This is a genomic window from Paraburkholderia yinzeri (genome assembly GCF_046581065.1).
In the GTDB taxonomy this organism is placed as follows: Bacteria; Pseudomonadota; Gammaproteobacteria; order Burkholderiales; family Burkholderiaceae; genus Paraburkholderia.
Map to the genome: position 1 here is coordinate 129,449 of NZ_JBFOCJ010000002.1, position 23,612 is coordinate 153,060.

The window sequence follows — 23,612 nt, forward strand, 5'->3', positions numbered from 1 at the left end:
TCGGATTTTGCCTCGTGACTGCCGGCGCTGCCCATGCGCAGGCGGCGGCCGGCGGCAGCACCGCGGCGATGAAGATCGCGCTTTCCAACAACTACGCCGGCAACAGTTGGCGGCAGACCATGCTCAAGAGCTGGTCCGAGGTGGCCGACCCGGCCGTCAAGGCCGGCATCGTTGCGGCGGCGCCCACGTTCACGACGGCCGAGAACCAGGCCACCGAGCAGGCGCAGCAGATCCAGAACCTCATCCTGCAGGGCTACAAGGCGATCGCGATCGACGCCGCCTCGCCCACCGCGCTCAACGGCGTGATCAAGCAGGCGTGCGCGGCGGGCGTCACCGTCGTCACGTTCGACGGCATTGCAACGGAGCCGTGCGCGTACCGCATCGCGGTCGACTTTCACCAGCTCGGCGCGATGCAGATCGACTACATGGCGAAGCGCCTGAACGGCCAGGGCAATTTGCTCGAAATCCGCGGCCTCGCCGGCGTGTCCGTGGACGACGAGATTCATCGCGGCATTACCGACGAAATCAAGAAATATCCGGGCCTGAAGATCGTCGGCTCGGTGCACGGCGACTGGACGCAGACGGTCGCGCAGAAGCAGGTGGCCGGCATCCTGCCCACGCTGCCGAAGATCGACGGCGTGGTCACCCAGGGCGGCGACGGCCTGGGCACCGCGAATGCGATCAAGGCGGCGGGCCGCCCGACGCCGATCATCATCCTCGGCAATCGCCAGGAGGAGCTCGCGTGGTGGGCGCAGCAGCGCAAGAACGGCGGCTACGAGACGCTCTCCGTGACGATCCCGCCGGGTGCCGCGACGTTCGCGTTCTGGGTCACGCAGCAACTGCTCGCGGGCAAGAAGCTGCCGCACGATATCCAGATGCCGCTTATGTCCGTCACCTCCGACCAGCTCGACGCCGTGCTCGCGAAAACGCCGCCGGGCGGCATCGCCAACAAGCTGTACAGCCTGGACGAGGTCGTGAAGATCGTCGACGCGAAGTAGTCAGGAGAACGGATTGACCGACTCTCATGATGCCGAGCGGGATCTGGCGCCGGGCGCGGCACCGGCGCTGATCGGGCTGCGCGGCATCGGCAAGACCTTTGGCCGGGTGAAGGCGCTGGCCGATATCCGCTTCGAATTTCGCGCAGGAGAATGCGTGGGCATTGCCGGCCATAACGGCGCGGGCAAGTCCACGTTGATGGCCGTGCTGACCGGCGTGTTCCAGCCCGACGAAGGCGCGATGACGATCGAGGGCCGCGAGGTGTCGGGCTACGATCCGAACGTGGCGCGGGCGGCCGGGGTGCGCTGCGTGTTCCAGGAGCTCTCGCTGTGCGCGAACCTGAGCGTCGCCGAGAACATGCCGATCGTGCATCCCGAACTGAGCGGGCACGACTGGCGGCGCCGCGCGACGCGCCTGATGCTCGAACAGCTCGACGCGATCTTTCCGGGCCACGGCCTGAAGGGGCACGAGCTGATCGCGGACCTCACGCTCACGCAGCGGCAGATGGTGGAGATTGTGCGTGCGTTTACGGTCGTGCGCGATCCCGTGAAGCTCGTGATTCTCGACGAGCCGACCTCGAGTCTCGATGCGCATACCGCCGCGCAACTGCTGGCCTTCATCGGACGCGCCAGCGAGCGCGGCATCGCGACGATCCTGATCAGCCATATGCTGGGCGAAATCGTGCAGGCGGCGCAGCGCGTGCTGGTGATGCGCGATGGTCGCGTGGCCGCCGTCTTGCCGCGCGAGGCGATTACGCAGGACGCGATCATCCGCGCGATGGGCCAGGACCTGCACGTCGAGGCGGCAGGGGCGCAGCGCCGCGAAGCGGATCGCGACGGCGCGCGCGGGCAATCGGGCTACCGCTGGGCGCTCGGGTCCGGTGCGCAGGCGCAGATCGACGCGCCGCGCGGTGAAGTGATCGGCTTCGCGGGACTCGCGGGGCAGGGGCAGAGCGAGGCCCTGCTGACGATTTACGAAGCGGCCACGAAGGGCCGCGAGCGGGTGGCCTTCGTGGCCGGCGACCGTCCGCGCGACGGCGTGTTTCCGTTGTGGTCGATCGCCCAGAATCTCGACATCCGCTCGCTGCTCGACCGGCGCCGCGACGCGGACGGCGGGGGCAGGGCGCCGCTTTCGTTGTTTCCGCGCGTGATCGACCGGCGTGCGGCGCGCTCGCTCGCCAACACCTGGACAGAACGCATCGGCATACGCGGCGCGCCACTGAGCGCCGGCATCCTTTCGCTGTCCGGCGGCAATCAGCAGAAGGTGCTGTTCGCCCGCGCGCTGGCCTCCGACGCGCAACTGATCCTGATGGACGACCCCACGCGCGGCGTCGATATCGGCACGAAGCACGAGCTCTACCGGCTCGTGCGCGAGGAGGCGGCGCGCGGCCGCACGTTCATCTGGTACACCACCGAAAACGACGAGTTCGCCCATTGCGACCGGACCTATGTGTTCCGCGCGGGCCGTGTAACGAGGCTCCTGCACGCCCACGAGTGCAATGAGCAATCGCTGCTTGCGGCGAGCTTCGAGGAGATGCCCGCATGAACTGGACGCTCGACCGCGCCCGCCTGCGTGCGCTCCTGCCCGCGTTTTCGCTCGTCGCCGTGCTGGTGCCGATCTTCTTTCTGCAGCCGACCACCTTCAGCTATTTCGGCATCGGCCTGCTGCTGAACCTTGCCGTGCCGCTCGTGCTCGCCACCTTGGCGCAGCTCGCGATCATCACCGCCAACGATCTCGATCTGTCGATCGGACCGTTCGTGAGTCTCGTCGCCTGCATCGGCGCGACTTTGCTGGTGGACCGGCCGCTTGTGGGTATCGCGGCGCTCGCGGGCTGCGTGCTGTTGTATGCGGCCGTGGGTGCGCTCGTGGAGTTCCGGCAGATCCCGTCGATTGTCGTGACGCTCGGACTCTCGTTCGTCTGGAACGGTCTTGCCGTTCTGCTGCTGCCTTCGCCGGGCGGCACGAGCCCTGTGTGGCTCACTTCGGTCATGGGCTACCAGACGCCGTTCATCGCCGCGCCGATCTTGTGGTCCACGGTGATCGCCGTGCTGGTTCACCTGCTGCTGATGCGCTCTTCCTTTGGCGTGCGGCTGCGCGGCACGGGCGGCAACCCGCGCGCGATGCGGCGCTTCGGCTGGTCGCTGGTGCGCAGCAAGGCCCTGCTGTACGGGATTGCGGGAATTTTCGGCGTGCTCTCAGGGCTCTGCCTGCTGGGACTCACCACCTCCGCGGACGCGAATCTCGCGCTGCGCTACACGCTGCTCTCGATTGCTGCCGTGATACTGGGCGGCGGCGAGTTTATCGGCGGCCGCGTTTCGGTGGTGGGCGCCGTGCTGGGTGCGACGACGCTGACGCTCGCGGCCTCGTTTCTCGCCTTCCTCAATGTTTCGCCCGACTGGCAGGTCGGCATGCAGGGTGCGATCCTGATCGTCGTGCTTTCGCTGCGCGTGCTGTTGCAACGACGCGGAGGCCAGCGATGAGCGGCAACGATAGCGGCGCGCGCCTTCGTTCGCTGGAGGCACCGTGGGCATGGTCGTTCGCGGGCGCGGTGCTGGTCTGGCTCGTGATTGCCGGTGTGTTCGGCTTCTCGATTGCCGGCAATGTCGTCGCCACCGCGCTCGTGTTCGCTGTCTTCATGGTGCTGGTCGGCCTCGGCCAGATGATCGTGATCACGGCCGGCCCCGGCAATATCGACCTCTCGATGCCCTCCGCGATCGCGCTGAGCGGCGTGCTGGGCGTGCAGTTGATGAAAGGCCAGGACGGCCTGATCGTGGCCGGCATTGCGGTCGCGCTCGCGGTGGGCATGCTGGTGGGCGTCGCGAACTACCTGCTGATCCGGGTGCTGCGCATTCCTCCCATCATTGCCACGCTCTCGTCGAGCTTCATCGTGCAATCGGTCGCGATCACGCAGAGCCGCGGCATGCCGCCTCCGCCGCCCGCGCTGCAGGCGTTCGCGAATGCGCGCATGATCGGACTGCCCGATGTGGCGTGGCTTGCGCTCGTGTTGTCGGTGGCGCTGGCGTTCGTGCTGCACCGCACGGTGTTCGGGCGCGGCCTTTCGGCGCTCGGCCAGAATGCGCGCGCGGCGTGGCTCGCGGGCGTGAAGGTCGAGCGCGTACGGTGCGTGACCTACGTGCTTTCCGCGATCATTGCCGCGTTGACCGGGCTGCTGCTCGCGGCCGTGTCGGGCGGCGCCGCGCTCGACATGGGCGTGGAATACATGCTGATCTCCGTAGCGGTGGTCGTGATCGGCGGCACGCAGGTGGCGGGCGGCAAGGGCACCGTGGCGGGCGTGTGGGGGGCATCGCTATTCCTGTACCTCACCAATGCGATGCTCAATGCGCTGGGCGCCGGGGCAGGCATACGTTCGATCGTCTACGGAGTCCTTATCATTGCCGTTGTCGTGGCGAGCGGGCGCAGGGTGCGCCAGTGAACGGCACATGAGCGCTTTGGAGCGTAACGATTACCTCAGGAACCAGGAATAAACCATGAATCCCAACGAGTATGAAGTCCACGATGCGCGCTTTCGCGCGCTGCTTCAGCCGAACGCGCAGTTCGAAAAGCTCGCGGGCGGATGCATGTGGGCCGAAGGTCCGGTGTGGTTTCCGGCCGGCGAGTTTCTGGTCTGGAGCGACATTCCCAATAACCGCATGATGCGCTGGGTGCCCGGCATCGGCACGGGGGTGTTTCGCGCCAACTCGAACTTCAGCAACGGCAACACGCTGGACCGGGAAAGCCGGCTCGTCACCTGCGAGCACGGTGCACGACGAGTGACGCGCACGGAGCACGACGGCCGCATCACTGTAATTGCCGACCGCTACGACGGCCGCCGGCTGAATTCGCCGAACGACGCTGTCGTGCATTCGGACGGTTCGGTCTGGTTCACCGATCCGGACTACGGCATTCTCAGCGACTACGAAGGCTATCGCGCACCGAGCGAGATTGGCGCGTGCCATGTGTACCGCGTGGCGCCCGACACCGGCGCGGTGGCGCGCGTGGCCGACGACTTCGCGAAGCCCAATGGCCTCGCGTTCTCGCCCGACGAGTCGCGCCTCTACGTAGCCGATTCCGGCGCCTCGCACATCGAGCACGGCCCGCACCATATCCGCGTGTTCGACGTGGACGCGCAGGGCCGCTTGCGCAACGGCCGCGTCTTTGCCGACGTCTCGCCGGGCGTGCCGGACGGCATGCGCGTGGACGAACACGGCAATGTCTGGACCAGCGCGGGCGACGGCATCCATTGCTACGCACCCGACGGCACGCTGCTCGGCAAAATACTCGTGCCCGAGACCGTGGCGAATCTCGTGTTCGGCGGACCGAAGCGCAATCGCCTCTTCATCGCGGCCAGCACGTCGGTGTACTCGCTGTATGTGGGCGTGCGCGGCGCGCATGCGGGAGGACAGCAATGAACCTGCCTCATCTTCCGCCGGTGCCGAAACTGTCGGCTTCGCTGATCTTGCTCGATCCGCGCGACGACGTCGCGATCGCGCGCGAACAACTGCTGCCTGGGGCCTCCATCGACGGCGAGCGCGTCGTGGCTGGCCTCATTCCACCCGGCCACAAGGTGGCGGTTCGCGACGTAGCGCAGGGCGCGCCGGTGCGTCGGTATGGGCAGATCATCGGCTTCGCGAGCCGGCCGATACGATGCGGCGAGCACGTCCATACGCATAATCTCTCGATGGGCGAGTTCGAGCGCGACTATGCGTTCGGCGTCGACGCCCACGACACGCCGCGCGCCGCACAGCCCGCGACGTTTTTAGGCATCCGTCGCGCGGACGGCCGCGTCGCGACGCGCAATTACATCGGCATCCTGACGTCCGTCAACTGCTCGGCCACGGTTGCGCGCGCGATTGCCGATCACTTTCGCCGTGACATTCATCCCGAGGCGCTCGAAGCGTTTCCGAACGTGGATGGCGTGGTGGCACTCACGCACGGCCAGGGCTGCGCGCTCGCCTCGGAAGGCGAGCCGATTGACGTGTTGCGCCGCACGCTGGCGGGTTATGCGCGGCATCCCAATTTCTTTGCAGTCCTGATCGTTGGGCTTGGCTGCGAAACCAACCAGATCGACGGACTCGTCGAAGCGGAGCATCTGGAACGCGGCGCACAGCTCGCGACGATGACGATCCAGCAGACCGGCGGCACGGCGCGCACGGTCGCGGCGGGGATCGAACGCGTGCGCGCGCTGCTCGCCGAGGCGAACCGCGTGACGCGCGAGCCGGTGGAGGCGCGTCATCTGATGGTGGGGCTGCAGTGCGGCGGTTCGGACGGCTATTCGGGCATCACCGCGAACCCGGCGTTGGGCTCGGCCGTGGACCGGCTGGTCGCCCACGGCGGCACGGCGATCCTTTCCGAAACGCCCGAGATCTACGGCGCGGAGCATTTGTTGACGCGTCGCGCCGCTTCGCGCGAGGTCGGCGAGAAGCTGGTCGCGCGCATCCGCTGGTGGGAGGCGTATTGCGCGCGCATGGAGGCGAACATGAACAACAATCCATCCGCCGGCAACAAGGCGGGCGGGTTGACGACGATCCTCGAAAAATCTCTCGGCGCGGTGGCGAAGGGCGGCACGACGCAGCTCGTTCAAACTTACGAGTATGCGCAGCCGGTGCGCGAGCACGGGCTCGTGTTCATGGATACGCCGGGCTACGATCCCGTCTCCGCTACGGGCCAGGTGGCCGGCGGCGCTAACCTGATCTGCTTCACGACCGGGCGCGGCTCGGCGTATGGCTGCGCGCCCTCACCGTCGCTGAAGTTCGGCACCAACAGCACGCTGTGGCGCCGCCAGGAAGAGGACATCGACCTGAACTGCGGAACCATTCTGGACGGCGAACAAAGCGTGGACGAAGTCGGTGCGGCAATCTTCGAGTTGATGCTAGCGACGGCCTCCGGCCAGCGCTCGAAAAGCGAGCAACACGGCTACGGCCAGAATGAATTCGTGCCGTGGCAGTTGGGGGCGGTTATGTGAGTGAGCCGGCTCGCGCGCCGCACCTTGACTGTCACGCGAGCCGGCTGCATGGGCGCATCGGGCCGCGAGGCCCGAACCCGGTCCGCGCCCCGTTGCGCCGACGCTTCAGACGATCGTGAGCGTGACGTCGATGTTGCCGCGCGTGGCGTTCGAGTACGGGCACACGATGTGGGCCTTGTCCACGAGCGCTTGAGCCTCGGCGCGGTCCAGGCCCGGCAGCGAGATCTTCAGCTCGACCTCGATGCCGAAGCCATTCGGAATCTGGCCGATGCCCACGCTGCCGTCCACGGCGGCGTCGGCTGGAATCGCGATCTTGTCGCGTGCCGCGACGAATTTCATCGCGCCGATGAAGCACGCGCTGTAGCCGGCGGCGAACAACTGCTCGGGGTTCGTCCCGTCACCACCGGCGCCACCCAGCTCGCGCGGCGTGGTCAGCTTGAGGTCGAGGTTGCTGGCGGGCACCACGGCACGGCCGTCACGGCCTCCGGTGACATGGGCGTGGGCGGTGTAGAGAACCTTTTCGATCGACATGACAGACTCCGGTTGGGTACTGCGGTTGAAGTGGACTGCTGGGCTGATCCTCAGGAAGGGTAGTCGCCGGACGTGAATCCCGCGAGTCGTTGCGCGGCCGGCGCAGGCGGTGTGCCTGTGGGCCGGGGTACGCCGATCGACTTCTTCATGAGGCTCTTCCTGAAACTATCTATCAGAAGATAGATATTGCTGCATGAAAAGAAGCGGCTGGCCGCCTCGCTTCCCATCTTCCGGCTGCCTTCAGGCAGCCTTTCTCCACATCGCGCTCACGTCTTCGAGGCGCGACTTCGTATGAAACAGCCGGCTCGCGATCACGCTGCCCTGCAGCGCCGCGAACAGCGTGCGCGCCGCACTTTCCGGACTGCCGTGGGTCACGAGCGTGCCTTCCGCCGCGCCCGCCGCGAGCACCTTGGCGAGCCAGCTTTCGTTGGCGCGGAAAAACGCCTGAATTGCCTCGCGGATGTTCTCGGGCAGCGACTCGATATCGGCCGCCAGCATGCCGCACAGGCAGATCTGGTTGCCGTCCCCCAGCGTCTTGCCGAACAGCTTCGTGTAGGCCCCGAGCTTCGCCTCCGCAGAGAGGTCCGGATTGATCGCCTGCAGACCCGCCATCACTTCGCCGCTGTACTGGTGAACTGCTTCGAGCACCAGATCGTCCTTCGACGGGAAATAGTAGTGGATGCTCGACGTCTTCACGCCCACCAGGCTGGAGAGGTCGCGATAGCTAAACCCGTTGTAGCCGCGCAGCATCATCAGCGTGATGGCGTGGTCCAGAATCTGTTCGCGGACGGTCAATTTCGTTTCCATGGACAAAACTTTATCTACTGGAAGGTAGATTGTCAAGAGCGTCGTGAAACGATTTGCATCTGGATGCCGCGGGTCGGTCTCAGTCCGCGTCAGGTGTCAGGGCGCCGCGAGAGCGCGGTCCGCTGCGGCGCGTTCGCGTTCGGCGTCGGCGATCAGCACCCTGATCCGGTCGGCCACAGCCGCAGCGGGCTTGTCGCGCAGCGACGCGAGATCGGCGAAGCCGAGCATGCTGCGCTCCATGTCGTCGTAATAGCGCAGCCTGGCGTCGCGCCAGGCGGTGCGCGGCGAGCCGGGCGGCAGCGCGGCGGCGGCGAGCCGCGTGCGCAGCGCGTGCCATTCGGGCCAGACGTCGTTGCGAATGCGTGTCGCCAGTTGACCCGGCCGCCCAACTGAACCCGCCGGTTGAACGATTCCGCGCAGGTCGTCCACGGCGCGTTGTTCGTCGAACGCGTCCTGCTGCATCACGGCCGCAAACGTTAGCTCGGCACGCGCTTCAAAGCTCGCGTTGGCGCGTACGGCCTGCAGCCAGAGGGCCGCGCACGCAAACGCCGCGAGCCCGGTTGCGAGGTACAGCGCGTCGTGCGGATCGCGGCCGTGCTGCTCGCGCTCGTCGAAGGGCCGCGCGAGCACCCAGCCAAGCGCGAAGCCCGCGAGGAGCCCGCCGATGTGCGCGGCATGGTCGATGCGCTGCGCGCGCAGGCCGTTGAAGAGGCCATAGCCGACGACGGTCAGCGCCATCGCGAGGCGCTGGCGCAGGTGCGCGCGCGGCAGGCTGGACGGGTAGCGCAGCGCGTGGGCGACGAGGGCGCCGAGCACGCCGAAGATCGCGCCGGAAGCGCCGGCGCTGTCGAGTGTGGCGTGCCAGCAGAGGCTGGCGAGGCTCGCGACGACGCCCGCGCACAGATACAGCGCCGCGAAGCGCGCATGTCCGTAGAGCCGTTCGACCACGCGGCCGGCCAGCGCGAGCGCCGCCATGTTGAAGACGAGGTGGAGGACGCTCCAGTGGACGAAGAGCGCGGTGACGAGGCGCCACCACTGGCCGCCGAGCGTATCGGGGCCGAAATTCGAGCCGAATGCGAGGGCCGTCGCCGCGCCGGTGTTGGGGAAGCCGCCGCCCGTCGCGAGCATGGCCAGATAGACGAGCAGGTTCAGCGCGACGAGTGCCCACGTCACGCGGGCGTGTCCGGCGCGCGCTTCGATGCCGTCGAGATAGCGGTCGAGCGCGGCGGCTTCGGCGGCGAACGCGGGCGTCGTGATGGCGGGCAGCCGCGCGGCCAGCGCGCGCGCTTCGGTGCGTGATCGCGCGCGCAGGACGAGCGTGCGGGGTTCGCGCGCGGGCGGCGCCACGTCGAAGCTCACCACACGGCCGTCGACGACAACGTCGCGCACGTCCGCCCGCGAAAAGCGCAAGTCGGTCTCGCTGACGCCGCCCAGCAGCCCCGTCTCGAGTGCGACGAGGTGAACGCCGGCGCCGTCGAACAGGATCGCGCCGTGCGCCTTGAACGAACGCGCCGTCCGCGAGCGTGTCTCGCCGGCGCGCCGCGAGGGAGAGGTGCCGAGCGCGATTTCGAAGCGCTCGGCAGACGTGCCGAGCCGCTGCGCCGACGGGGGAGCTGACGGGAATGACCGGGATTCCTGAAGACTCATGCGCGCGTACTTCCGTTATTTCCGCTTGTTGGACGGACGGCTCGGCCCATCGCACCGCGGGATCGATGCGGTCTGGATGGACGTCATGGCGCGGCGCAGCACGATCGTGCTGCGCCGTTCCGCTCCAATAACGGCAGTTGGCGCGTGAGGCTTTAGGGGGTCAGAGGCCGCGGTGTCCCGCGGTCAGGATGAGACGCAGGCCGAGCGCGGCGATCGCGCTCGCGGCGAGCCGGTCGATCCAGCGCTTGGCCCGCAGGTAGAGTTCGCGCGGCCGCTGGCTCGAGAAAGACAGGGCGACGACGGTGTACCAGCCGGTCTCGATCGCGAAGACGAAGGGCGGCAGCGCGAAGTAGCACCAGAGCGGCGGATGCTGGGGCAGCAGCGCCACGAAGATGCTGCCGTAGGCGATGGCGGTCTTCGGATTGCTGAGCTGGGTGCTGAGGCCCATCCAGAACGACCTGCCCGGGCGGCAGGACGCACCGGGGGCGCCGGGCGTGCCTGACGTACGGTCCATCGTGACGGGCTGGCCGGCGCCGCGCCAGATGCGCCGGGCGATGTAAAGCAGGTAGAGGCCGCCCGCGATCTTGAGGCCAGCATAGAGCCAGGTAACGGCCGTGAGCACGGTATACAGTCCGGCTAGCGCAATGCCGGCGAAGCAGATCGCGCCCGCGCCCATGCCGAATGCGGTGGCGACGCCGTCGCGGCGCGAGAGGCCGATGGCGTTGCGGGCGACCAGCACGAAGCTGGGTCCGGGGCTCATGGCGCCGAGCAGGACGGCGGCGAGAATGCTGGCGACGGCGGCATAAGGGGACATGGCGTGACTTCCGGCGAGGGGAGCGCCTACGTTAGCACAGGGGGCCGCGGCCGGCCGCGCCCGATCAGGCTTTGCGCTCGCGGATCCAGTGCGTGAGCAGCAGGCGCGTCTGCTCGCGGACCGTGGCCTTCACGAACTCGGCCTTTTCCGCGTCGATGTCGTCCCACTGCAGCATCGAGAGCGTCGAGCGCCGGGCAATGTGAAAGAGCAGGAACTGCCCGTACAGGCTCAGCATGCGCACGGCGGTGCGCGGGTCGTCGGCGGGGGTGCCCGTCATGCGCGCGAGCAGCGCCATGTTCACGGCATTGAGCGGCTCGCGCACGCGTTCGCGCAGGACCTGGGAGCCGATCTCGGGCTCGCCGCCGCCTTGCTCGCGCGCGAAGAAGAGCCGTGCGTCCGGCTCGTGGTGCTTGATGAAGGTGCGGTCGGCCACGGCCATCTGGATGCCGATGAAGGCTTCGACGAGCGCTTCGTCGCCGGCCTCGGCCGAGAGGACTTCGCGCGCGCGCAGCACGGCGGGCTCGAAGGCCTGCCACGACTCGTCGGCGATCCATTCCGCGCAGGCGCGGTAAAGCCCTTCCTTGTTCTCGAAGTAGTACTGCAGCGCCGGCGCGTTGACGCCCGCCCGCGCGGCGATCTCGCGCGTGGAGGCGCCGTCGAAACCCTGCTGGCCAAACAGGCCGATCGCGGCCTCGATGATCTTGCGGCGCGTTTCGTCGCCGCGTGCATAGCCGCCCGCCGGCGGCCGGCGCAGTCTCTTGCTCTCGTTCATAACTCCCCTTGCAAGCTCATTTCGAAATATATCACTTGACACAATTTTTCCGAATGGAATAATTATTCCGATTGGAATAATTTGGACCGAAAACATGTCAACGACGGCAGGCGCACCGGGGCGCGAGGTGGCGGACGAAGTGATCACGCCCGCGCGAGGCGGTGCGAAGCGAATGTTTCTGATCGGCATGGCGCTGGTCGCCCTCGTGGCCGGCGCGGTCTGGCTCGGGCACTGGTGGCTGGTCGGCCGCTTTATCGAAACGACCGACGACGCCTATCTGCAGGCCGACAGCGTGACGATCGCGCCGAAGGTGAGCGGCTACGTGACCGACGTGTACGTGGCCGACAACCAGGCGGTGAAGGCCGGCGATCCGCTCGTGAAGCTCGACGCGCGGCAGTACCAGGTCTCGCTCGATCAGGCCGCGGCCACCGTGGACGCGCGCGAGGCCGACATCCAGCACGCGCAGGCGCAGATCGACCAGCAGCACGCGAACATCGCGCAGGCCGAGGCGCAGGAACAGGTGGCGCGCGTGAGCCTGCGCCACGCACGCGACGAGGTGGCGCGCTACACGCCGCTCGCCGCGACCGGCGCGGAAACCACGGAGCGGCTGGCCGAACTCACCAGCACGCGCGATCAGGCGCAGGCCACGCTGGCGGCCGACGGCGCCGCCGTGGACGCCGCGCGTTCGCAGATCGGCGCGCTCACGGCGGAGCTCGCGCAGGCGCGCGCGCAACTCGAGGCGGCGCGTGCGAATGCGGCGCAGTCGAAGCTCGATCTCGACAATACGGTCGTGAAGAGCGCGCTCGACGGGCGCGTGGGCGACCGCACGGTGCGCGTGGGCCAGTACGTCCAGCCCGGCACGCGCATGCTCAGCGTCGTGCCCGTGCAGAGCACCTATCTCGAAGCCAACTTCAAGGAAACGCAGATCGGCCGCATGCGCGTGGGCCAGCCCGTCGAACTGCACGTGGATGCGCTGCCGGGCCACACGCTGCACGGCGTGGTGGACAGCTTCTCGCCGGGCACCGGTTCGCAGTTCGCGTTGCTGCCGCCCGAGAACGCCACCGGCAACTTCACGAAGATCGTGCAGCGCGTGCCGGTGCGCATCCGCATCGATACCGGGCCGCAGACACGCAAGCTGCTGCTGCCGGGCATGTCGGTGACCGTGGACGTGGACACGCGTTCGGCTCGCGACGACGACCGCCGCCTCGACAACGAGAATCATCGTGGCTGAGGCTTCCGCCCATTCCGCGCCGTCCGCGCCGCATCCGCACGGCGAGCGCGCGAGCGCGGCCGACTGGATCGCCGTCGCCGCGGGCGCGCTCGGCGCGCTGATGGCCACGCTCGACATCTCGATCACGAATTCGGCGCTGCCGCAGATTCAGGGCGAGATCGGCGCGACCGGCACCGAGGGCACGTGGATCTCCACGGGCTATCTGATGTCCGAGATCGTGATGATTCCGCTGGCCGCGTGGCTCACGCGCGTATTCGGACTGCGAAATTTCCTGCTCGCGAACTCGGCGCTCTTCATTGCGTTCTCGATGATGTGCGGCTGGTCGCACACGCTGCCTGCGATGATCGCCGGCCGCATTGGCCAGGGCTTCACGGGCGGCGCGATGATTCCCACCGGGCAGACCATCATCCGCACGCGGCTGCCGCTTTCGCAACTGCCCGTGGGCATGACGGTGTTCGGGCTGATCGTACTGCTGGGGCCCTTGCTCGGGCCGGTGGTAGGGGGCTGGCTCGCCGAGAACATCAGTTGGAGCTGGTGCTTCTTCATCAACCTGCCGGTGTGCCTCGCGCTGATCACGCTGCTGGTGGTGGGGCTCGAACCCGACCGCCCGCACTGGGAGGCCTTCTTCAAGGCCGACTGGCTCGGCATCGTGGGTCTCGCGATCGGTTTGAGCTCGCTTACCGTCGTGCTCGAGGAGGGGCAGCGCGAGCAGTGGTTCGAGTCCAGCACGATCGTCACGCTGACCTGGATCTCGCTCGCCGGCATGGCGCTGATCGCGCTGTCGCAGTTCACGGCGAAAAAGCCCATCCTGCGGCTCTCGCTCATGCGCAATCCACGCTATGCGAGCGTGATCATCATCGTCTTCGCGGTGGGCGCGGGTCTCTACGGCATTTCGTATCTGCTGCCGCAGTTCCTGAGCCTCGTTGCGGGCTACAACGCGGAGCAGTCGGGCGGCATCATGCTGCTCTCGGGCCTGCCGGCCTTCCTCATGATGCCCATCTTGCCGCGCCTGCTGGGCAAGATGGATTTTCGCGTGCTCGTGGTGGGCGGGCTCCTGATGTTCTCGTTCTCCTGCATGCTCGACATCTCGCTCACGGCGCAGAGCGTGGGCCACGATTTCGTCTGGTCGCAACTGATACGCGGCGGCGCCCAGGTGCTCGCGATGATGCCGCTCAATCAGGCTTCGATGGCAGCCGTCGCGCGCGAAGACTCGGGCGACGCGGCCGGTCTTTACAACATGGCGCGCAATCTGGGCGGGTCGGTCGGGCTCGCGATCATCGGCACCCTGATCGACCGGCGCGAGACTTTCCATACGGCCATGCTGCGCGATTCCGTCAGCGCGAACTCGCTGATCGCGCAGGACCGCGTGGCCGCGAATGCCGCCAACTGGTTCGCGCAGACCGGCGACATGGCGTATTCGCAGATGCGCTCGCTCGGCCAGATCGCGGCGCAGATCCAGCAGCAAGCGATGGTCATCACGTACTCCGAAACATTCTACGTGCTCGGCATCGCGCTGGCGGCCTGCATTCCGCTCGCGCTCCTGCTCAAGAAGCCCCAGCCCGGCGCGAAGGCGCCGTCCGCCGGCCACTGACGTTTCCTTTCCGCTCTCATGACGGCATTTCGCTTTTCTCGCTTCTCTCTTGCGCCGCTCACGGTCATCGCCGCCGCGTGCGCGCTTGCGGCCTGCACCGTCGGCCCCGACTACCGCGGCGCGCCCGCGGTCGCGCCGGAGGCCGCCAGCGCGGCCACCTTCGTGCGCACGCCCGCGAAGGGCTTCGTGCCGTCGCCCGCGCCCGATGCGTGGTGGCTCGCGCTGAACGATCCGCAACTGAATGCGCTGATCGACGCGGCCTTCGCGCATAACCCGGACCTGCGTGCGGCGCAGGCGCGGCTGCGCGAATCGCGGGCGCAGCTTCAGCAGCAGCGCGCGAACGAATTGCCGAAGGTGTCGGCCGACGCCGCGGCGGTGCGCATGCGCGAGCCGAATCTCGGCGCGTTCTCCTCGCAGGGCGGCTCGAGCGGAGGCGGTCCGCTGCAGTTCTATACAGCGGGCTTCGACGCCACATGGGAAATCGACCTGTTCGGCGGCACGCGCCGCGCGATCGAGGCCGCGAGCGACGAGGCCGACGCGGTCGACGCCGATCTCGCCGACGCCCAGGTCTCGCTCGCGGCGGAAGTCGCGCAGGCTTATATCGACCTGCGCGACCAGCAGCAGCGTCTTGCCATCGCGCAGCGCACGGCCGGGCTGCAGCAGCAGATGCTCACGCTCACCGAGCAGCGCCGCGCGGGCGGCACGGCGGCCGAAGTCGACGTCGAGCGATTGACGACGCAGGTGGAGAACACGCGTTCGACCATCACGCCGCTGGCGGCCCAGATCGAAATTTCGCTCGACCAGTTGGCGGTACTCACAGGGAAGGCGCCGGGCGCGCTCGACGCGGAGCTCGCAGCGCCGCAGCCGCTGCCTACCATGCCCGCCTCGGTGCCGGTAAGCGATCCTTCGGCCATGCTGGCGCAACGCCCGGACATTCGCGCCGCGGAACGCCGGCTTGCGTCGAGCAATGCGCAGATCGGCGAACATATCGCCGACTTTTTGCCCAAGCTCACGCTCTTCGGCGATCTCGGCTTCACGGCCGCCGATCCGGGCCATCTGATGCGCAAGAGCAATTTCAGTTGGGTGGGCGCGCCTTATCTGCAGTGGAACGTGTTCGACTTCGGCCGCACGCTGGGCGCCGTGCATGGCGCCGAGGCCTCGCGCGACGAAGCCGAGGCGCGCTACGAAAAGGCCGTGCTCGCGGCGCTGCAGGATGCCAACGCGTCGCTCTCGCGCTACGGCTACCAGCGCGAGCACCTCGCGACGCTGCAGCAGGTCCAGGCGTCGGCGCAGCGTTCCGCGACGCTCATGCGCGAACGCTACCGGGCGGGCACCTCCAGCCTCGTCGATCTGCTCGATACGCAACGCGCCGAATTCCTCTCGCAGCAGGACGTGGTGGCGGGGCAGGCAGAACTGCTCAAGGACTTCGTTTCGCTGCAGAAGAGCCTTGGGTTGGGCTGGAAGCCCGCCTCGCCGGGCTGAGGCGGAGCAGGCCGCAAACCGGGTTGCAGGGCTCGCGGCGCGAACGCGAGCTTCGCCCTCATGCGTGCGGCTCGCCGCGCGCCATGCTCGCCATCACGCCGTCGCGCCGGATCCACGCATGAAAGAGCGCGGCGCCCAGATGCAGCAGCACAGTCGCAAAGAGTGCGAAGGCGAGCCACGTGTGCGCCGTGCGCAGAACCGCATAGAGCGTGACGTTGCGCGGCATGATGGGCGGCAGATGGAAGCTGCCCGCCATCACGACAGGAAAGCCCCCGGCGGACAACATGGACCAGCCCACGAGCGGCATGGCCACCATCAACCCGTAAAGCGCGAGATGCGAGGCGTAGGCGCCCAGGCGTTGCCAGCCCGGCAGGTCGGCGGGTAGCGGGGGAGCGCCGCAAGCAAGCCGTACCCCCGCGCGCACGATCACGAGCGCGAGCAGCGCCATGCCAAGAGGGCGATGCAGCGCGACGAGCGTGAGGTGCAGCCGCGAGACCGTCGAAACCATGCCCACACCCACGAACAGCATCGTCATGATCAGGACTGCCATGGTCCAGTGCAGGAGGCGCGAAGGCGCGCTGAAATGGCGGCGGGGCGGCTTCATGGCTGCGGGTCTCCCTGGGATTGTCCCTGCGAATTTTCTTTCGATTGGGCGCCTTGCGCGATCTCGCGCGTGCGGCGGTTGTACGAAACGGCATAGGCGGCGGAGCGTGCCGCGAGCAGCGGATCGCGGGAGGGCGCGAGGCCGGCGGGGAGGATCGTCGGATCGTAGTTGACGTCGCGGCACGCGCCATCGCTCTGTGGCGACGCGCTTTGCAGCACCAGCGTGCCCGCGTCGATGCGCGGGCGGTCGGCCGGCCATGCCTCGGTCGCATTGTCGGTGGGGTCGCCGGGTTGAGCCACCGTGATCACGAGGTGCCAGCGCAGCGGTCCCTGGGCGAGGCGTGCGGCGAGGTCGTCGGCGAGAAAATCGGGCTGGGCTTTTTGCCCGGCCGTTTGCGGCGCGTACGGCGCCTCGGGGACCGTTTCCCAGCGGATCGCGTGCTGCTGGCCGTTCGCGTCGGTCGCGACGAACGCGTTGATGCTGTAAAACGCGGTGTTCGCGAAGCTCGACGCGGGTGGGTGGGCCTTCACCCACTGGCGGAACGGTAGTGTATCCGGGTTCGCGCGGAAGAACGCATCCAGCTTCGCCGGGTCCGGCTTGCCGGTGGCCGGGTCGGGCCGCGCGGCCACGAGTTGCTGCAGGAATTGCCGCGGCGTATGCACGGCGAACACGGGGGTCGAGTTCATGCCCGTACGCCACTGCTCGCCGTCCTGCTGCTGGAACAGCAGCGCCATGCTGCGCACCGGCGTGCTGGCGTCGGGCGCGGATGGATTGCTGCCCGGAATCGCGAAGCGCCCGATGACGGCCGTGCGGCCCGGCGCGAAGACCTCGGCGCGCGAGACGCTCGCGCCGTTGCCGTTGCTCTCGAACCAGCCGGCCACGCACAGGCCCTTGGCATGATTGCGCCTGAAACCCGGGTGGATGCCATAGTTCGTTTCGAAGGTGTTGACGAACCGGGGGGCGCTCACGCGATGGGGCGCGAGCCATCCCGCGGTCCACGCGAAGGCGCCGGCCGCGCCCGCGACCACGGCGGCGATGGCCGCGAGACGGCACGGAACGCAGATCGGTGCGCGGTTCATGGCCGTGCTCCACGCAACAGCGCGGGAGGGCGCGTGCGCGGAAAGCGCGCGGCACTCACCGGGCAGTGAAGGGAAAGGAATGACATGGTCGGTCCCGTGGAAGGCCGTGTGGCCGATACCGGGTGAACAGGGAACCCGCGGGTCTATTCCATCCGCAGGGTCGGCATGGCGTTTGCGTGTGCCGGACGGTCGTTTAAAAGTTCATCGAACGCTTTCGATGAACTGTACACGTGAGGCGTGCGCCTCGTCTGGCCAGGGAGGAAACCATGCTGACCGGTGGCTGTTTTTGCGGACAGATCCGCTATGAGATCGAGGGTGAGCCTGTTGACTGCACGGTATGCCATTGCGCCGATTGCCGGCGTACGTCGGGGGCGCCGTTTACCGCCTGGATGAGCGTGCGCCTCGGCGATTTTCGTTTTGTCGTGGGCATTCCGCGCGTGATCGCATCGAGTCCCGGTGTGGAGCGCTCGTTCTGCGGGCAGTGCGGAACGCCGCTGACCTACCGGCACGCCACGTTCACCGACGAGGTGGACGTGACGACCGGAAGCCTCGATCATCCCGACGAGGTGGCGCCCGCCCATCACACCTGGACGTTGCAGAAGCTCGCGTGGGTGCGGCTGGCGGACGGGCTGCCGGAGCATCCGCGCGCGCTGCCCGAGCCCTGACGCCCGATGGGTGCGGCGGGGTACGGCGCGTGCCGCGCGCCCCTCTGGACACGTGGCACGCGCTCGCGCATCAACGATGCTCGGTGACGAACTTCGTGACGAGATACGCTTCCATTGCCTCGGTGCCGCCTTCGGAGCCGTAGCCCGAGTCCTTCACCCCGCCGAACGGCGCTTCGGGCACCGCGAGGCCGTGGTGGTTGATCGACAGCATGCCCGCTTCGATGTCTTCGGAAAGGGCCGCGGACGTGGCGCTCGAGCGCGTATACGCGTACGAGGCGAGGCCCCACGGCAGACGATTGGCTTCCGCGATGGCGTCTTCGTAGCGCGAGAAGCGCGAGATCGGCGCGAGCGGGCCGAACGGCTCTTCGTTCAGGATGCGCGCGGAAAGCGGCACGTCGGTCAGCGCGGTGGGCGCGAAGAAATAGCCTTCGCGGCCAATGCGCTCGCCGCCCGTTAGCACTTTCGCGCCCTGTTCGCGCGCGTCGGCCACGAGCCGCTCCATGGCCGCGAGGCGCCGGTCGTTCGCGAGCGGCCCCATCTGCACGCCTTCCGTGAGGCCGTTGCCCACCTGCACGCCGCGCAGCGTCGCGACGAAGTGCTCGACGAACTCGTCGTAGGCCGCGTCCTCCACCATGAAGCGCGTGGGCGAAATGCAGACCTGGCCCGCGTTGCGGATTTTCGCGAGGGCGAGCAGCTTCGCGGCGCGCGGGACGTCGGCGTCGGCGAACACGATGGCGGGCGCGTGGCCGCCCAGTTCCATCGTGACGCGCTTCATGTGCTCGCCGGCTTTCGCGGCCAGCAGCTTGCCCACCGGCGTCGAGCCCGTGAACGAGATCTTGCGGATGGCGGGATGCGCGATCAGGTACGACGAGACGTCGGCCGGCACGCCGAATACCAGATTCAGCGCGCCCGCGGGCAGGCCTGCATCGATGAATACCTGCACCAGCGCGGCGCAGCTCGCGGGCGTTTCTTCCGGCCCCTTGAGCACGACGGTACAGCCCGAGGCGAGCGCGGCCGACACCTTGCGCACGGCCTGATTGACCGGGAAATTCCACGGCGTGAAGGCTGCGACCGGGCCCACCGGCTCGCGCGTGACGATCTGGCGGACCGCTTCCGCGCGCGACGGGATCACGCGGCCATAGGTGCGGCGGCCTTCTTCGGCGAACCAGTCGATGATGTCGGCGCCCGCGAGCGTTTCCACCTTCGCCTCGGCGAGCGGCTTGCCCTGTTCGCGCGTCATGATCGCGGCGACTTCGTCGGCGCGCTCGCGCAGCAGTTGCGCCGCACGGCGCATGAGCTTGCTGCGCTCGTAGGCCGAGACCTTGCGCCATTCGCGGAACGCGCGCGCCGAGGCCTCGGCCGCGTCGGAGAGGTCCTGCTCGCTTGCGAGGCTCAGGCGGCCGATTTCCGCTTCGGTGGCGGGGTCGATCACGGGAATCGTTCGGGCGCCGGCGCGCCAGGCGCCGTCGACATAGATCTGGGTATCCGGATAGGGCTTCACGCTGGACGTCATGATGGGGCAATCCTGTTCAACGGTGGGGGGAGGCGGCCGCAGGCGGAGGGGACTCGCGCGCGGCGCCGCGCAATGCGGACCGTCCATTGTGCCACCGCTCTTTGCGTGCTGCTGGCGGCCGGCAAGCGGAACGGGCCCTCGACGCGGTCGAAGGCCCGTTGGCCGCTGCCCACGAGGGCTCGCGGGGAGTGCGCCCGGCGAGAGGGGGGCGCACTCCCGCCCGCCTTAGCCTTAGCTCAGCCGCGTCACCGGCGCCACGGCGGCCGGATCGCTGATGCTCGGCCGGCCGGTCTCGATGTGGCCGGCGAAGCGGCGCTGGAAGGTCGCGTCGTCGTTGCTCGTCACCGTCAGGTCGTACCAGTGATGGCTCGAGGCGAGAATCCACGCCTCTTCGACTCGCTCGCCCGCCGGGACCCGCACGTTGCGCTCGCGCGCGCCGTAGGCGTTGTCGGTCACGTTCAGGCGCGCCACGCCGCCCCCCGTGTTCGCAAAGCGCAGGAACAGGTTGCCGTTGGCGACGTCGTAGTGCGCCGTGACCTCGGGCGCCGGCGTGCCGCCCTTTTGGTGGTTCCCCGGGTTGCCCTGCTGCGAGGCCGGTGCGGCCACCGTGCCCGCGAAGCGGCGTACGAACCCGTTCGGGCCGTGGACTTCGAACGCATAGACGCCGTTCGTCACGGTGAGGTCCCAGGTGTCGGACAGCGACTTGCCGGCTTCCACCGTATAGCGCCATGGGCCGTCGCTGCGGTTCGTGCCGTACGTGTAGAAATGGGCGCCCTCGCGCCCGGTGCTGGCGAAGGTGATTTCCAGCGTGTTCTTCGCCGCGTTCGCCTCGCCGTTCACGTGCAGTTCATAGGGCAGCGGGCGGGCAAAGCGCACGCCCGCCTCCTGCGGGTCGATCGGGCCCGGCATGGCCGGCACGGTCGGCGCCGGGTTCGCCGTGCACTGGTTGTTGGCCATCGAGATGTAGTTGCTCGTGTCGGGCAGCGCCGGCATCGTGGCGTCGGGCGTGCGGAAGTCGAACGCCGAAAGCAGGTCGCCGCACACGGCACGGCGCCAGGCCGTGATGTTCGGCTCGTTCACGCCGAAGCGCGCCTCGATGAAGCGGATGACCGAAGTGTGATCGAACACCTGCGAGCAGACGAAGCCGCCCTTGGTCCACGGCGAGACCACGGTCATCGGCACGCGGGGCCCGAGGCCGTAGGGCAGGCCGTCGGCCGTGTAGCTGCCGCCGCGGTAGGGGTTCACGACGTTGTGGATCTCGCCTTCCACGCTCACCGTCGACTTGCCCTGCGCCGCGGTCGTGGCCGGCTGCGGCGGCACGATATGGTCGAAGAAGCCGTCGTTCTCGTCGTACATGATGAAGAGGACGGTCTTGCTCCAGACCTCGGGGTTCGACGTCAGCGCGTCGAGGATCTGCGAGGTGTATTCGGCGCCGTAGGCGGGCGTGTACTTCGGGTGCTCCGAGTATGCGGCGGGCGGCAGCAGCCACGACACCTGCGGCAGGTTGTTCGCGAGCACGTCGTTCTTCAGGTCCGCAATCGTGCGCACGGTCTGCGCGCGCTCGTACAGCGCCGAACCCGGCTGCGCGTTGATGAAGTTCACGAAGTTCTGCAGGATGTTCGTGCCGTAGTTCCCGTTCAGCGGGTCGTTGCCGTTCGTGCCTTGCTGGTAGATCTGCCACGAGATGCCGGCGGCCTGCAGGCGCTCGGGGTAGGTTTGCCACGAGAGCAACTGGTAAGTGGGCGGGCCGTCGCCGTCCACGTAATCGTTGTTGTCGAGGAGCGGGCCGCCCATCGTGCCGGTCGGGTCGACCATGCCCGTCATCAGGTAGGCGCGGTTCGGGTGCGTCGGTCCGGCCAGCGAGCAGAAGTAGTTGTCGCAGACGGTGAAGGCATCGGCCAGCGCGTAGTGGAACGGAAGGTCCGAGCGCAGGTAGTAGCCCATCGTCATGTCGGTCTTGTACTGCGGCCACTGGTTGTAGATGCCGTTGTTGATCGCGTAGTGGGTGGGATACCACGAGTGGTCGAGGTCGCCCACGCACTGCGCGCTCGTCGTCAGCGTATTCAGGTGGAACGGCAGCACGGGCTGCGCCACGTTCTCCTGCGAAGGCTGGTACCAGACCGGCAGGCCGCCGGGCAGCGGAATCGGCAGGCGGTCGTTGTAGCCGCGCACGCCGCGCAGATGGCCGAAATAATGGTCGAACGAGCGGTTCTCCTGCATGAACACGACGATGTGCTCCACGTCGCGGATCGTGCCGGTGCGCGAGAAGGCCGGTATCGCGAGCGCGTTGCGGATCGATTCGGGAAACACGGTCATCGCGGCGGCGGCGCCCGACTGCGCGACAGTCTGCAAGAAACGGCGACGGCTGGTTGACGTCATTGTTGATCACCTTTCTGCTTGTGAACGGGAAGTGTGCGTGCGCACACCACGAAACGGCTTGCGTGCTTTTTGTGGATCTACTGGCTGGTCGTTGGGGTACGGCGGGAATCGTCGGCGGGGGCATCCGTGTCGCCGGGCGCGTAGCTCAGGACCGGAGCGATCTGCTGGCTGTCCGCGGCGAGGCTGGCCTCGACGCTTTGCACCGGAGCGGAGGCCTGGCCGGGCATGGCGTCTCGCGCGGAGTCGGCCGCATAGGCGCCGCTCGCGGGGGTGTTGCCGCCTGGGGGCGCTGTCGGGGCTGCCTGGGTTGTCTGCGCGGGCGCGGCTGCGGCGGGAACGGGGGTCCCGGCGCTGGCCGCGGACGGTCCCGCATCGGGACCGCACGCACTCAGCGAGATGGTTGCGAGAACAACGGACAATGCGGTAACCAATGGGACAGCAAGCGGGACAGCAAGCGCGGTCGCCGGAACGGCGCCGCAACGGCGTATTCTCATGTGCGTGTCCATTCTGATTGATGGAGTGCGCACAGTTTCCTTACCTAAGAAGAAAGAATTATGAAACTCAGGCAAACGTTTGCGTGCGATGAATATGCCTTTGCAAACGTTTCTGCCGATAGCGGAATGGTCGGTGCATCATGCCCGCGTGCTCTTGTGACACGAGCACGACACGCGTTACGATGGCGGCGCTTTGCGAACCTTGTTCAGGAGACACTGTGCTGAAGAATCTCGATCCGCTGCTCAATGCCGACGTGCTGCATGCACTGGCTTCGATGGGCCACGGCGATGAAGTCGTGATCTGCGACGCCAATTTTCCTGCCGACTCCGTAGCGCGCGAGACGGTGCTGGGCCGCGTGCTGCGCCTCGACGGCGTGGACGCGCCGCGGGCAGTGCGCGCGGTGCTTTCGGTCATGCCGCTCGACAGTTTCGTCGACGACCCTGCGCTGCGCATGGAGGTGGTGGGCGACCCGGAGGCGCTGCCCGCCGTGCAGCGCGAGGCGCAGCACGAAGTCAACGCGGGCGAGGGGCGCGAAGTGCCGCTCGCATCGCTCGAACGCTTTGCGTTCTACGAGCGCGCCCGCCGTGCGTACTGCGTGATCGCCACGGGCGAGCCGCGCGGCTACGGCTGCTTCGTCTTCAAGAAAGGCGTGCTGCTGGCGGCGGACGAGCCGCGGGCGTGAGCCTCGCGATCTAGCGCGGGCCGGGTACGTTCGCGAGGACGTCCGTTGCGCGATGCGGTTGCGGCACCTGGTCGATGAGGAACGCTTCGCCCTTGGCGTGCCCGGTGCGCAGCGGCAAGATCGTCTGATAAGCCGCCGAGCGATACCAGGCGCGCGCCTGCTCGCGGTCCTCGAACTCGATCACGATCAGGTCGCCCTTGAAGGCTCCTTCGAGCCGCTCGACGTGGCCGCCGTGAATCACGAAGCGCCCGCCATAAGGGGCGAGCGTTGCGTCGATCTTCTCCAGGTATTCGACGATGTCGGGGCACATTTCGACTTCGTGCAGATGGGCGATGGCATAGGCAGTCATGGTTGCGGTCCTC

General features: G+C 67.8%; 21 protein-coding genes. 11 read left to right on the plus strand and 10 right to left on the minus strand.

Annotation, left to right across the window (positions count from 1 at the left end):
• The first annotated feature begins 68 nt into the window (after positions 1 to 68).
• Genes WJ542_RS17705 through WJ542_RS17730 form a run of 6 tightly spaced genes read left to right on the plus strand, consistent with a single transcriptional unit; the run spans position 69 to position 6,958 of the window.
• Positions 69 to 998, plus strand: coding sequence for an ABC transporter substrate-binding protein (locus tag WJ542_RS17705; protein WP_411192478.1), 930 nt, complete (start codon positions 69 to 71; stop codon positions 996 to 998).
• Between the two features lie 13 nt (positions 999 to 1,011).
• A complete protein-coding gene (locus WJ542_RS17710; RefSeq protein WP_411190713.1) occupies positions 1,012 to 2,541 on the plus strand; it encodes an ATP-binding cassette domain-containing protein in 1,530 nt (509 codons plus the stop codon).
• Positions 2,538 to 3,476, plus strand: a complete 939-nt coding sequence (locus WJ542_RS17715; RefSeq protein WP_027794698.1) for an ABC transporter permease — start codon at positions 2,538 to 2,540, stop codon at positions 3,474 to 3,476. Before WJ542_RS17710 ends, WJ542_RS17715 begins: the two co-directional genes overlap by 4 nt.
• On the plus strand, positions 3,473 to 4,429 hold the full coding sequence (locus WJ542_RS17720; protein ID WP_411190714.1) for an ABC transporter permease: 957 nt from the start codon (positions 3,473 to 3,475) through the stop codon (positions 4,427 to 4,429). The genes WJ542_RS17715 and WJ542_RS17720 overlap by 4 nt, the downstream gene beginning before the upstream one ends.
• Positions 4,430 to 4,484: 55 nt before the next feature.
• Positions 4,485 to 5,405: an SMP-30/gluconolactonase/LRE family protein gene (locus tag WJ542_RS17725; RefSeq protein WP_411190715.1), complete on the plus strand. Its 921-nt coding sequence runs from the start codon at positions 4,485 to 4,487 to the stop codon at positions 5,403 to 5,405.
• Positions 5,402 to 6,958: a UxaA family hydrolase gene (locus tag WJ542_RS17730; RefSeq protein ID WP_411190716.1), complete on the plus strand. Its 1,557-nt coding sequence runs from the start codon at positions 5,402 to 5,404 to the stop codon at positions 6,956 to 6,958. Before WJ542_RS17725 ends, WJ542_RS17730 begins: the two co-directional genes overlap by 4 nt.
• 105 nt (positions 6,959 to 7,063) lie before the next feature.
• Here the strand turns inward: WJ542_RS17730 and WJ542_RS17735 are convergent, their stop codons facing one another.
• The 5 genes from WJ542_RS17735 to WJ542_RS17755 form a co-directional block, all read right to left on the minus strand.
• Positions 7,064 to 7,489, minus strand: coding sequence for an organic hydroperoxide resistance protein (locus WJ542_RS17735; protein ID WP_411190717.1), 426 nt, complete (start codon positions 7,487 to 7,489; stop codon positions 7,064 to 7,066).
• 240 nt (positions 7,490 to 7,729) lie between these two features.
• Positions 7,730 to 8,296 carry a TetR/AcrR family transcriptional regulator gene (locus tag WJ542_RS17740; RefSeq protein WP_411190718.1) on the minus strand — a complete coding sequence of 189 codons (567 nt, stop codon included), beginning with the start codon at positions 8,294 to 8,296 and terminating at the stop codon, positions 7,730 to 7,732.
• Positions 8,297 to 8,392: 96 nt separating this feature from the next.
• On the minus strand, positions 8,393 to 9,943 hold the full coding sequence (locus WJ542_RS17745) for a rhomboid family intramembrane serine protease (protein ID WP_411190719.1): 1,551 nt from the start codon (positions 9,941 to 9,943) through the stop codon (positions 8,393 to 8,395).
• A gap of 160 nt (positions 9,944 to 10,103) precedes the next feature.
• Positions 10,104 to 10,757, minus strand: coding sequence for a LysE family translocator (locus tag WJ542_RS17750; RefSeq protein ID WP_411190720.1), 654 nt, complete (start codon positions 10,755 to 10,757; stop codon positions 10,104 to 10,106).
• Positions 10,758 to 10,821: 64 nt separating this feature from the next.
• A complete protein-coding gene (locus WJ542_RS17755; RefSeq protein ID WP_411190721.1) occupies positions 10,822 to 11,529 on the minus strand; it encodes a CerR family C-terminal domain-containing protein in 708 nt (235 codons plus the stop codon).
• A 94-nt stretch (positions 11,530 to 11,623) separates the two neighbouring features.
• Here WJ542_RS17755 and WJ542_RS17760 point away from each other — a divergent pair, with 94 nt between their 5' ends.
• Genes WJ542_RS17760 through WJ542_RS17770 form a run of 3 tightly spaced genes read left to right on the plus strand, consistent with a single transcriptional unit; the run spans position 11,624 to position 15,833 of the window.
• Complete coding sequence (locus WJ542_RS17760; protein ID WP_411190722.1) at positions 11,624 to 12,760, plus strand: HlyD family secretion protein; 1,137 nt, start codon at positions 11,624 to 11,626, stop codon at positions 12,758 to 12,760.
• Positions 12,753 to 14,351 (plus strand): MDR family MFS transporter, encoded by a 1,599-nt coding sequence (locus tag WJ542_RS17765; protein ID WP_411190723.1) that lies wholly within the window; start codon positions 12,753 to 12,755, stop codon positions 14,349 to 14,351. The genes WJ542_RS17760 and WJ542_RS17765 overlap by 8 nt, the downstream gene beginning before the upstream one ends.
• A gap of 18 nt (positions 14,352 to 14,369) precedes the next feature.
• Positions 14,370 to 15,833, plus strand: a complete 1,464-nt coding sequence (locus tag WJ542_RS17770) for an efflux transporter outer membrane subunit (RefSeq protein WP_411190724.1) — start codon at positions 14,370 to 14,372, stop codon at positions 15,831 to 15,833.
• A 58-nt stretch (positions 15,834 to 15,891) separates the two neighbouring features.
• Here WJ542_RS17770 and WJ542_RS17775 read toward each other — a convergent pair whose 3' ends face one another.
• Positions 15,892 to 16,437: a cytochrome b gene (locus WJ542_RS17775; protein ID WP_411190725.1), complete on the minus strand. Its 546-nt coding sequence runs from the start codon at positions 16,435 to 16,437 to the stop codon at positions 15,892 to 15,894.
• The gene (locus tag WJ542_RS17780; RefSeq protein ID WP_411190726.1) at positions 16,434 to 17,516 is read right to left on the minus strand and encodes a catalase family peroxidase; all 1,083 of its coding nucleotides are present in this window, start codon (positions 17,514 to 17,516) and stop codon (positions 16,434 to 16,436) included. The genes WJ542_RS17775 and WJ542_RS17780 overlap by 4 nt, the downstream gene beginning before the upstream one ends.
• Positions 17,517 to 17,782: 266 nt before the next feature.
• Here WJ542_RS17780 and WJ542_RS17785 point away from each other — a divergent pair, with 266 nt between their 5' ends.
• Complete coding sequence (locus WJ542_RS17785) at positions 17,783 to 18,181, plus strand: GFA family protein (RefSeq protein ID WP_411190727.1); 399 nt, start codon at positions 17,783 to 17,785, stop codon at positions 18,179 to 18,181.
• Between the two features lie 70 nt (positions 18,182 to 18,251).
• Here WJ542_RS17785 and WJ542_RS17790 read toward each other — a convergent pair whose 3' ends face one another.
• Together WJ542_RS17790 and WJ542_RS17795 are read right to left on the minus strand one after the other, a co-directional pair.
• The gene (locus WJ542_RS17790) at positions 18,252 to 19,694 is read right to left on the minus strand and encodes an NAD-dependent succinate-semialdehyde dehydrogenase (protein WP_411190728.1); all 1,443 of its coding nucleotides are present in this window, start codon (positions 19,692 to 19,694) and stop codon (positions 18,252 to 18,254) included.
• Positions 19,695 to 19,925: 231 nt separating this feature from the next.
• Positions 19,926 to 22,073: a phosphocholine-specific phospholipase C gene (locus WJ542_RS17795; RefSeq protein WP_411190729.1), complete on the minus strand. Its 2,148-nt coding sequence runs from the start codon at positions 22,071 to 22,073 to the stop codon at positions 19,926 to 19,928.
• 712 nt (positions 22,074 to 22,785) lie between these two features.
• Here WJ542_RS17795 and WJ542_RS17800 point away from each other — a divergent pair.
• The gene (locus WJ542_RS17800; RefSeq protein WP_411190730.1) at positions 22,786 to 23,250 is read left to right on the plus strand and encodes an RbsD/FucU family protein; all 465 of its coding nucleotides are present in this window, start codon (positions 22,786 to 22,788) and stop codon (positions 23,248 to 23,250) included.
• A gap of 10 nt (positions 23,251 to 23,260) precedes the next feature.
• On the opposite strand, the gene WJ542_RS17805 is transcribed toward WJ542_RS17800, so the two are convergent.
• Positions 23,261 to 23,599 carry a DUF1330 domain-containing protein gene (locus tag WJ542_RS17805; protein WP_411190731.1) on the minus strand — a complete coding sequence of 113 codons (339 nt, stop codon included), beginning with the start codon at positions 23,597 to 23,599 and terminating at the stop codon, positions 23,261 to 23,263.
• Positions 23,600 to 23,612 lie beyond the last annotated feature (13 nt).